Origin of the sequence: Amycolatopsis kentuckyensis (genome assembly GCF_002155975.1) — a bacterium.
Taxonomy (GTDB): Bacteria; Actinomycetota; Actinomycetes; order Mycobacteriales; family Pseudonocardiaceae; genus Amycolatopsis; species Amycolatopsis kentuckyensis.
Map to the genome: position 1 here is coordinate 25,797 of NZ_MUMI01000089.1, position 9,313 is coordinate 35,109.

General features: G+C 71.8%; 10 protein-coding genes. 7 read left to right on the plus strand and 3 right to left on the minus strand.

Annotated elements, in window-relative coordinates; all coding sequences use genetic code 11:
* Positions 1-7 precede the first annotated feature (7 nt).
* From CCN39_RS09545 to CCN39_RS09555, 3 genes are all read right to left on the minus strand, one after another.
* The gene (locus CCN39_RS09545; RefSeq protein WP_086840447.1) at positions 8-1,003 is read right to left on the minus strand and encodes a 1-aminocyclopropane-1-carboxylate deaminase; all 996 of its coding nucleotides are present in this window, start codon (positions 1,001-1,003) and stop codon (positions 8-10) included.
* Positions 1,000-1,635 (minus strand): GntR family transcriptional regulator, encoded by a 636-nt coding sequence (locus CCN39_RS09550; protein ID WP_434781097.1) that lies wholly within the window; start codon positions 1,633-1,635, stop codon positions 1,000-1,002. Before CCN39_RS09550 ends, CCN39_RS09545 begins: the two co-directional genes overlap by 4 nt.
* A gap of 273 nt (positions 1,636-1,908) precedes the next feature.
* Entirely contained in the window at positions 1,909-2,268 is a 360-nt protein-coding gene (locus tag CCN39_RS09555) for a DUF1844 domain-containing protein (RefSeq protein WP_167344378.1), read from the minus strand.
* A gap of 189 nt (positions 2,269-2,457) precedes the next feature.
* Between CCN39_RS09555 and infC the strand changes: the two genes are divergently transcribed.
* The 7 genes from infC to pheT all read left to right on the plus strand — a co-directional run bounded on the left by infC (position 2,458) and on the right by pheT (position 9,243).
* On the plus strand, positions 2,458-3,078 hold the full coding sequence (gene infC, locus CCN39_RS09560; RefSeq protein ID WP_086840451.1) for a translation initiation factor IF-3: 621 nt from the start codon (positions 2,458-2,460) through the stop codon (positions 3,076-3,078).
* A 67-nt stretch (positions 3,079-3,145) separates the two neighbouring features.
* Complete coding sequence (gene rpmI, locus CCN39_RS09565; protein WP_086840453.1) at positions 3,146-3,340, plus strand: 50S ribosomal protein L35; 195 nt, start codon at positions 3,146-3,148, stop codon at positions 3,338-3,340.
* A 66-nt stretch (positions 3,341-3,406) separates the two neighbouring features.
* A complete protein-coding gene (gene rplT, locus CCN39_RS09570) occupies positions 3,407-3,784 on the plus strand; it encodes a 50S ribosomal protein L20 (RefSeq protein ID WP_004559056.1) in 378 nt (125 codons plus the stop codon).
* On the plus strand, positions 3,781-4,596 hold the full coding sequence (locus tag CCN39_RS09575) for a TrmH family RNA methyltransferase (protein ID WP_279629568.1): 816 nt from the start codon (positions 3,781-3,783) through the stop codon (positions 4,594-4,596). The genes rplT and CCN39_RS09575 overlap by 4 nt, the downstream gene beginning before the upstream one ends.
* A gap of 51 nt (positions 4,597-4,647) precedes the next feature.
* Complete coding sequence (locus CCN39_RS09580; RefSeq protein WP_086840454.1) at positions 4,648-5,481, plus strand: DUF6159 family protein; 834 nt, start codon at positions 4,648-4,650, stop codon at positions 5,479-5,481.
* A 133-nt stretch (positions 5,482-5,614) separates the two neighbouring features.
* Complete coding sequence (gene pheS, locus CCN39_RS09585; RefSeq protein ID WP_086840456.1) at positions 5,615-6,676, plus strand: phenylalanine--tRNA ligase subunit alpha; 1,062 nt, start codon at positions 5,615-5,617, stop codon at positions 6,674-6,676.
* On the plus strand, positions 6,676-9,243 hold the full coding sequence (pheT, locus tag CCN39_RS09590) for a phenylalanine--tRNA ligase subunit beta (RefSeq protein WP_086840458.1): 2,568 nt from the start codon (positions 6,676-6,678) through the stop codon (positions 9,241-9,243). Before pheS ends, pheT begins: the two co-directional genes overlap by 1 nt.
* Positions 9,244-9,313: the final 70 nt, after the last annotated feature.

Here is a 9,313-nt window from a genome sequence, read left to right on the forward strand (position 1 = left end):
TGGGCGGTCAGCCCAGAACGCTCGTGTAGCCGTTCAGGGCCGGCTGCCCGCCGAGGTGGGCGTAGAGCACGTTCGCGTCGCGCGGGATCTCGCCGTTCCGGACGAGGTCGATGAGCCCGGCCATCGACTTGCCTTCGTAGACCGGGTCGGTGATCATGCCCTCCAGTCGGGCGCACGTTTCGATGGCGTCCACAGTGGACTTGTCCGGGATGCCGTAGATGCCGGCGTGGTAGCGGTCGTCGAGCTCGACGTCGGGGATCTCCCCGGAACCGAGCAGTCCGGCGGTGTTGCGCGCGATGCGCGTGACCTGCTCGCGGGTCTCGTCCGGCTTGGCGGAAGCGTCGATGCCGAGGATCCGGCGGCGCTTCCCGAGCGTGGTCCCGGCGACCATCCCGCCCTGGGTGCTGCCGGTGACCGAGCAGACGACCACGGTGTCGAAGAAGACCCCGAGCTCTGCCTCCTGCTGTTCGAGCTCCACGATCCAGTTCGCGAACCCGAGGCCGCCGAGCCGGTGGTCCGACGCGCCGGCCGGGATGGCGTACGGCTTGCCGCCCCGCTCTTCGATCTCGGCGACCGCGTCCTCCCAAGCCTGTTTGAACCCGATGCCGAAGCCGGCTTCGACGAGCCGGACGTCCGCGCCGAGGATCCGCGAGAGCTGGATGTTGCCGACCTTGTCGTAGAGCGGGTCGTGCCAGTCGACCCAGCTTTCCTGCACGAGAACGGCCTTCAGCCCGGCCCGCGCGGCGGCCGCGGCGACCTGCCGGGTGTGGTTGGACTGGACGCCACCGATGGAGACGAGCGTGTCCGCGCCCTGCTTCAGCGCGTCGGCGACGAGGTACTCCAGTTTGCGGGTCTTGTTCCCGCCGAAGGCGAGGCCGGAGTTGACGTCCTCGCGCTTGGCCCAGATCTTCGCGCCGCCGAGGTGGGCGGTGAGGCGTTCGAGGGGGTGCACCGGCGAGGGGCCGAAGAGCAGGGGGTAGCGCGGGAAGTCGGCGAGGGTCATCGGTCCTCCAGCAGTTCGGTCCAGATGGTCGAGATCACCGCGACGGCGGTTTCGGTGTCGTGCTGCTCGAGCGCGTCGATGAGCTTCGTGTGGCGTTCGACGGAGTTCCAGGCCAGCGCGGAGCTGAACCGGGCGTGCTCGAGCCGGCGCAGCAGCGGGGTGTACCGGTCGAGGGTGGCGGCGACGGCGGCGTTCCCGGCGAGCCGGACGGGGATGTCGTGCAGTTCGTCATCGGCCCGGACGGCGGCTTTGACGTCACCGGCTTCGATGGCCTCGGCGAACCGGTCGTTGGCCGCCCGCATGGCGGCGACGTCTTCCGGGCGGCACCGCGACGCGGCTTGCTTGACGGCGAACTCGTGCAGCAGCCGGACGATCTCCCGCGCATCGAGGACGTCGGGCGACATCACCTCGGAGACCCGCGTGTAGGACTGCGGCTTCTGGTCGACGAGGCCGTCGTCGGTCAGCCGGCGCAGGGCCTCCCGGACGGGCGCCTTCGAGAGCCCGAGCTGCTCGGCGAGATCGCCGTCACGCAGCGGCGCACCGGGCGGCAGCGTGCCGTCGACGATCGCGTGGCGGATGCGGTCGTACGCCTCGTCGCGGAGGAGCGGGCGAGTGACCTTCGAGAGACTCACATCTAACATGTTAGATGTCGGTGGGCTCGTCCGGCAAGGGATTCCGGTGGTGCACGCGTAGCTGGCTGCCCGGGTTGGTCCGTCCGGTTCGGCCGACCCCGCCCTGGCTGCGGCTGCATCGGCCCGGCCTTGTTCGGTGGCGGCCCACCGCGGCTTCGGCCGGCGTGGGCGTCGGCCCGGCGTCGCTTGGTGGGCGGCCCACCGCGGGCATCGGCCCCGCGTTGCTCGGTGGCGGCCCCGGTCGGCGCGAAGAGCGCCGGCCGGGGCCATCCGTCAGTAAACCGGTCCGGTGTACTTCTCCCCGGGTCCCTGCCCGGGCTCGTCCGGCACGGCCGAAGCCTCGCGGAACGCCTTCTGCAGCGACTGCAGCCCGTCCCGCAACGGCCCGGCGTGCAGGCCCAGGTACTCCGCGGAGGCCGTCACCAGCCCGGCGAGCGCGGTGATGAGCCGCCGCGCTTCGTCCAAGTCGCGGTGCGGGGACGTCGCCGGGTCGGCGTCGGCGAGACCGAGCCGCTCGGCGCCGGCCGACAGCAGCATCACCGCCGCGCGGCTGATCACCTCCACGCTGGGGATGTCCTCCAGGTGGCGGGCTTCGGGGGAATACGGGGGCTGTTCGGAGGGTTGATCTGACACGTCTGGTACCCTTCCACGTGCGACCAGCCCCCGAGCGATCGGGGGCGGCAAGTGGAGCCCCGCTCCCACCCGCGTCACCGTACAGGTGGCCGGGTCCGGTCTCACCCGTCCAGGGTGAAGAAGTGTCCTCCGGGGCACGATCGGAAACAGAGTGGGCCCCGCGCACCGAACGGTGTCGGGGCCTTCGCTATGTGGGCACCAGGTCGAAACGAGAACAGGAAACATTCCTCGGACCAAGGAGGCCCCATCAGCTCCGAGACACGCATCAACGACCGAATCCGGGTGCCGGAGGTCCGTCTCGTCGGACCCGCCGGCGAACAGGTCGGCATCGTCCGGATCGAGGATGCGCTGCGCCTGGCGCAGGAGAACGACCTCGACCTCGTCGAGGTCGCGCCGCAGGCCCGCCCGCCGGTGTGCAAGCTCATGGACTTCGGCAAGTTCAAGTACGAGAGCGCGCAGAAGGCCCGCGAGTCGCGTCGCAACCAGCAGCTGACCGTCATCAAGGAACAGAAGCTGCGCCCCAAGATCGACCAGCACGACTACGAGACCAAGAAGGGTCACGTGTCGCGCTTCCTGGCGGCGGGCAACAAGGTCAAGGTCACGATCATGTTCCGCGGCCGCGAGCAGTCCCGGCCGGAGCTCGGCTACCGGCTGCTGCAGAAGCTCGCCGAGGACGTCACCGAACTGGGGTTCGTCGAGTCGTCGGCCAAGCAGGACGGCCGCAACATGATCATGGTGCTGGCCCCGCACAAGAACGTGAAGCCGAAGGCCAAGGCCGAGCCCGCTCCCGAGCAGGCCCCCGAGGCGTAGGCGCCGACCAGCACGAGTCAGCGGCTCACCGGTTCTCCGGTGAGCCGCCGCACGAAAGAGGACAGAAATGCCGAAGATGAAGACCCACAGCGGGACGTCCAAGCGCATCCGCAAGACGGGTACGGGCAAGCTGCGCCGCCAGATGACCGGCCGGCGTCACCGCATGGAGAAGAAGTCCAGCCGCGTGACCCGTCGTCTCGAAGGCACCACCGAGGTGTCGAAGACCGAGGTCAGCCGCGTCAAGCGCCTGCTCGGCATCTGATCCCGCAGAACTTGCTGTAACCACCCGGGGCGGCCCCTCGCCCCCTGAGATCGACAGGATGGACCCGTGGCACGCGTCAAGCGGGCGGTCAACGCCCAGAAGAAGCGTCGCGCAACTCTCGAACTGGCCAGCGGCTACCGCGGCCAGCGTTCGCGGCTGTACCGCAAGGCCAAGGAGCAGACGCTTCACTCGCTGAACTACGCCTACCGGGACCGCCGTGCCCGCAAGGGTGACTTCCGCCAGCTGTGGATCACCCGCATCAACGCGGCCGCCCGCGCCAACGGCGTGACCTACAACCGGTTCATCCAGGGCATCAAGGCCGCGGGTGTCGAGGTCGACCGCAAGATCCTCGCGGACCTCGCCGTCAACGACGCCGCCGCCTTCACCGCGCTGGCCGAGCTCGCCAAGGCCAACGTCAACACCGGCGAAGCGAAGTCGGCCTGACCGGCAGCTTTCACCGACCCGGGGCGGAACCGTTCACCGAACGGACCCCCCGGGTCGTTGCTGCGCGCAAGCTGACGCGGCGCGCGGAACGCGACAAGACCGGCCGGTTCCTGGCCGAAGGCGCCAACGCCGTCGAAGCGGCGCTCGAGCACGGCACCGTGCACGAGCTGTTCGTCACCGCGCGCGCCGCGGAGCAGCACGCGGAGCTCGTCGACGCGGCCCGTGCGGCCAGCGTCGGCGTCTCGCCGATCACCGACCGCGCCGCCGACGGGCTGTCGGAAACCGTGACGCCCCAAGGCATCGTGGCCGTCTGTGCGCTGCTGGACCGGCCTCTCGAGGAAGCCGTGACCCCCGCCGCCCGGCTCGTGGTGGTACTGGTGGACGTCGCCGACCCCGGCAACGCCGGCACGGTCATCCGCGTCGCCGACGCGGCCGGCGCCGACGCGGTGGTCCTGGCGGGCGACACGGTCGACCCCCACAACGGCAAGTGCGTCCGCGCGGCCGCCGGCAGCCTCTTCCACCTGCCGATCGCGCGCGTCCGCGACGTCCCGGCCGCCCTGGCCGCCTGCTCGGCCGCGGGCCTGCGGACGTTCGCCGCGCACGGCTACGCCGACGCCGAACTCGATCGGGTGGATCTCGCCGCGCCGACGGCGTGGGTGTTCGGCAACGAGGCCCACGGCCTGCCCGCCGACGTCCTCGACCGGACCGACCTCGCCGTCCGCATCCCCCTGTACGGCCGCGCCGAGAGCCTCAACCTCGCCACCGCGGCGGCCGTCTGCGTCTACACGAGCGCGATGGCGGCGCGGCGCTGACCTGCGAGTAGGCTCCCGCGATAGCCATTGTGGCCGATATTGGGGGGTTTCATGGGCAGGCTCGCTCGTTCGTTCGCGCTGTTCTCCGCTTCGGTGAAGGTGCTGCGCGCCCACAAGGGCCTGGCGTGGTTCCCGGTGCTCGCCGGGATCGCCGGGCTGCTGGTCGCCGGGGTGTTCCTGACACCCGCGTTCTTCACCGTCCACCTCGAGGCCGAGCACTTCCGGCCGACCCCCGGCACGTACGTGCTGCTCGCGGCGTTCTACCTCGTCTCGGCGTTCGTCACGATCTTCTTCAACGCCGCCCTGATCTCCCAGGCGGACGTCGCGCTGCGCGGTGACGGCGGCCTGCCGGGCGTCGGCGCCGGCCTCGCCGCGGCCGGCCGCCGCTGGCCGGCGCTGCTCGGCTGGGCGGGCGTGACCGCGACGGTCAGCGTCGTCCTGCGGGCGATCGAAGAGCGGCTCGGCTTCCTCGGCAGCATCATCAGCGGCCTGATCGGCATGGCGTGGCGATTCACCACCTACCTCGTGCTGCCGGTGGTCATGCTCGAAGGTGTCGGGGTCCGCGACGGCGTCAAGCGGTCGGTCGAGCTGTTCCGCCGCGCCTGGGGCGAGAACGTCGCCGGCACCGCCGGCCTCGGCCTCGTCGGATTCCTGCTCACCCTGGCCGGGTACGTCGTGTTCCTCGGCGGCGGCTTCCTGCTCGGCGGCACGGCCACGGTGTTCGTCGCGGTCGGGCTGGCGATCGTCTGGACCCTGCTGGTGGCGGTCTTCACCACGACGTTGTCCGGTATCTACCAGACGGCGCTGTACCGCTACGCGGCCGAGGGCGTGGTGCCCGGCGAGTTCGCGTCGGTCGACTTCGCCGGGGCGTTCCGCGAGCGCTGACCGTGCGTCCGCGCGCCCCCGGGGCGACCGGGGGCGCGCGGAGCCGATCCCATAGACTTTTCCCGCCTTTGACCTCTCGTGCGCCGTGTGCGGCGGCGCGCGAACGACCAGTCCCAGCGGACACCGAGGAGTTATGTCCGGAGCCACGGAGAAGGAAGCACAGGGCGCGGTACTCGCCCCCGAGACGCTGCAGGAGGCGGTCAAGGCCGCCGAAGCGGCGTTCGCCGCCGCGACCGGGCTCGAAGGGCTGGCCGAGGTCAAGCCGGCCCACCTCGGCGACCACGCGCCGCTGATGCTGGCCCGCCGCGAAATCGGCGCCCTGCCCAAGCAGGAGAAGGCCGAGGCGGGCAAGCGCGTCAACGAGGCGCGACAGGCCGTCCAGGCGGCCTTCGACGCACGCCGCGCCGAGCTCCAGGTGGAGCGAGACGAGCGAGTGCTGCGCGAAGAAGCCGTCGACGTCACGCTGCCGTGGGACCGCGTCCCGCGGGGCGCCCGGCACCCGATCAGCACCATCTCCGAGCGCGTCGCCGACGCCTTCGTCGCGATGGGCTACGAGGTCGCCGAGGGCCCGGAGCTCGAAGCCGAGTGGTTCAACTTCGACGCGCTGAACTTCGGCAAGGACCACCCGGCCCGGCAGCTGCAGGACACGTTCTACGTCGGCGAAGAGGACTCGGGCCTGGTGCTGCGCACGCACACCTCGCCGGTCCAGGCGCGCACGCTGCTGCACCGCGACCTGCCGGTGTACGTCGTGTGCCCCGGCCGGACGTACCGCACCGACGAGCTCGACTCGACGCACACCCCGGTGTTCACCCAGGTCGAGGGCCTCGCGGTGGACAAGGGCATCACGATGGCCCACCTCAAGGGCACGCTGGACGCCTTCGCCCGCGCGATGTTCGGCGAGAGCTCCAAGACGCGGCTGCGCCCGCACTTCTTCCCCTTCACCGAGCCGTCCGCCGAGGTGGACGTCTGGTTCGAGGAGAAGAAGGGCGGCCCCGGCTGGGTCGAGTGGGGCGGCTGCGGCATGGTCAACCCGAACGTGCTGCGCGCCTGCGGCGTTGACCCGGAGGTGTACTCCGGGTTCGCCTTCGGCATGGGCATCGAGCGCACCCTGCAGTTCCGCAACGGGATCCCGGACATGCGCGACATGGTGGAGGGCGACGTCCGCTTCACCCTTCCCTTCGGAACGGAGGCGTAGTGCGAGTTCCAGTCAGCTGGCTGACCGAACACCTCGATCTCAACGAGGAGGTCACGCCGCAGGACCTGGCCGACGCGTTCGTCCGGATCGGCATCGAGGTCGACGACCTGCGCGAGCTCGGTCCCGTGACCGGCCCGCTGGTCGTCGGCCGGGTCGCCGAGATCGAGGAGCTCACCGAGTTCAAGAAGCCGGTCCGCTTCTGCCGCGTCGACGTCGGCGAGCCCGCCGACGAAGCCGAGGAGCTCGACGACGAAGAACTCGACGACGAGGACGACGACGAAGCCGGCGAGTTCGACGAGGGCCCGCACGGCATCAAGACCCGCGGCATCATCTGCGGCGCGCGCAACTTCGTCGAGGGCGACCTGGTCGTCGTCGCGCTGCCGGGCGCTGTCCTGCCGGGCGACTTCGCCATCGCCGCCCGCAAGACCTACGGCCGGATCAGCGACGGCATGATCTGCTCGGCGCGCGAACTCGGCCTCGGCGACGACCACACCGGCATCCTCGTGCTGCCGCCGGGCACCGCGAGCCCGGGCGACGACGCGAGCGAGCTGCTCGGCCTCGACGACTCGGTGATCGAGCTCGCCCCGACCCCGGACCGCGGCTACGCGCTGTCGATCCGCGGGCTCGCCCGCGAGCTGTCGAACGCGCTCGACGTGCCCTTCGGCGACCCGGCGCTGCTGGAGGTCCCGGCGGCCGAGGGCGACGCCTGGCCGGTCCGCGTCGAGGACCCGGAAGGCTGCCCGCGGTTCGTGCTGCGCCGGGTCACCGGCCTGGACGCGACCGCGCCGACCCCGTGGCGGATGCGCCGTCGGCTGATGCTGGCCGGCATCCGGTCGATTTCGCTGGCCGTCGACGTCACCAACTACGTGATGCTCGAGCTGGGGCACCCGCTGCACGCGTTCGCCACCAAGGCCATCCAGGGCGATCTGGTGGTGCGCCGGGCGAAGCCGGGCGAGAAACTGACCACTTTGGACGACGTCGAGCGCACGCTCGACCCGGACGACGTGATCATCGCCGACGACAGCGGCGTCATCTCCCTCGCGGGCACGATGGGCGGCGCGAGCACCGAGATCACGCCGGAGAGCACGGACGTGCTGCTCGAGGCGGCGCACTGGAACCCGGCGGCGATCAGCCGCACCGCGCGGCGGCACAAGCTGTTCTCCGAGGCCGCCAAGCGTTTCGAGCGGTTCACCGACCCGCAGCTGTGCGCGGCGGCGGTCGAGCTGGCCGCCCGGCTGCTGCGCCAGTACGGCGACGCCGCCATCCAGCCCGGCCGCACCGACGAGGGCGCGGTCGAGCCGAACCCGGCGGTCGTCATGCCGATCAACCTGCCCGACAAGGTCGCGGGCGTGAACTACCAGCGCGGCGTGACGGTCCGCCGGCTCACCCAGATCGGCTGCAAGGTCTCGGTCGGCACGGGCGACGACGGAACGGGCCTGGTCACGGCCATCCCCCCGAGCTGGCGCGGCGACCTCCGCCAGCCGGCCGACCTCGTCGAAGAGGTGCTGCGGCTCGAGGGCTACGACAGCATCCCGTCGACGCTGCCGGCGGCCCCGGCCGGCCGCGGCCTGACCGACGGCCAGCGGCGGGTCCGGAGCGTCTCCCGGGCGCTGGCCGAGGCGGGCTACGTCGAGGTGCGCCCGTTCCCGTTCGTCAGCGACGCGGTGTGGGACGCGTTCGGCCTCCCGGCCGACGACGTTCGCCGCAACGCGCTGGTCATCCGCAACCCGCTGGAGGCCGATCGCAACCGCCTGGCGACGACGTTGCTGCCGGGCCTGCTGGACACGTTGCAGCGCAACGTGTCCCGCGGGATGAAGGACGTGTCGCTGTACCACGTCGGCCAGGTGGTGCTCCCGGCCCCGAACCCGCTGAAGGTCCCGGACCTGGGCGTCGACCGCCGTCCCTCGGACGAGGAACTGGCCGTGCTGGAGGCCGCGGTGCCGCAGCAGCCGCTGCACGTCGCGGTGGTCCTCGCCGGCAACCGCCGCCGCGCGGGCTGGTGGGGCGCGGGCGAGCCGGCGAACTGGGCCGACGCGGTCCAGGCGGCCCGCACGATCGCGGAGGCGGCCGGCGTCGAGCTGACGGTCCAGGCGGCCGACCTCCCGCCGTGGCACCCGGGCCGCTGCGCCCAGCTCCGGGTCGGCGACTGGCCGGTCGGCCACGCGGGCGAGCTGCACCCGAAGGTGGTCGAGGCCCTCGGCCTGCCGCCGCGCACGGTGGCGATGGAGCTGGACCTCGACGCGATCCCGCTGCCGGACTCCCGCCCGGCACCGAGCGTCTCGGGCTACCCGCCGGTGCTCCTGGACGTCGCCCTGGTGGCGGCGGCGGAGGTCCCGTCGGCAGACCTGGCGGAGGTCCTGCGAAGCGGGGCGGGCGAGCTGCTGGAGGACATCACCCTGTTCGACGCCTACACGGGCGAGCAGGTCGGCGAGGGCAAGCGATCCCTGGCGTACAAGCTCCGTTTCCGCGCCCCGGACCGCACGCTGACGGTCGACGAGGCCACCAAGGCCCGCGACGCGGCAGTGGCCGCAGCGGGCGAGCGCTACAACGCAACCCTCCGCGCCTGACGGACACCCCGGCCCCTCCTAGCCCACCAGGCAGGAGGGGCCGGCCTCACCACCCCGCCCGCCTCGCGCC

Coding starts and splice junctions, on each gene's coding strand:
- CCN39_RS09545 (WP_086840447.1), bottom strand. CDS start 1,003: ATGACCCTCGCCGACTTCCCGCGCTACCCCCTGCTCTTCGGCCCCTCG.
- infC (WP_086840451.1), top strand. CDS start 2,458: ATGTGGGCACCAGGTCGAAACGAGAACAGGAAACATTCCTCGGACCAA.
- rpmI (WP_086840453.1), top strand. CDS start 3,146: ATGCCGAAGATGAAGACCCACAGCGGGACGTCCAAGCGCATCCGCAAG.
- CCN39_RS09580 (WP_086840454.1), top strand. CDS start 4,648: ATGGGCAGGCTCGCTCGTTCGTTCGCGCTGTTCTCCGCTTCGGTGAAG.
- pheS (WP_086840456.1), top strand. CDS start 5,615: ATGTCCGGAGCCACGGAGAAGGAAGCACAGGGCGCGGTACTCGCCCCC.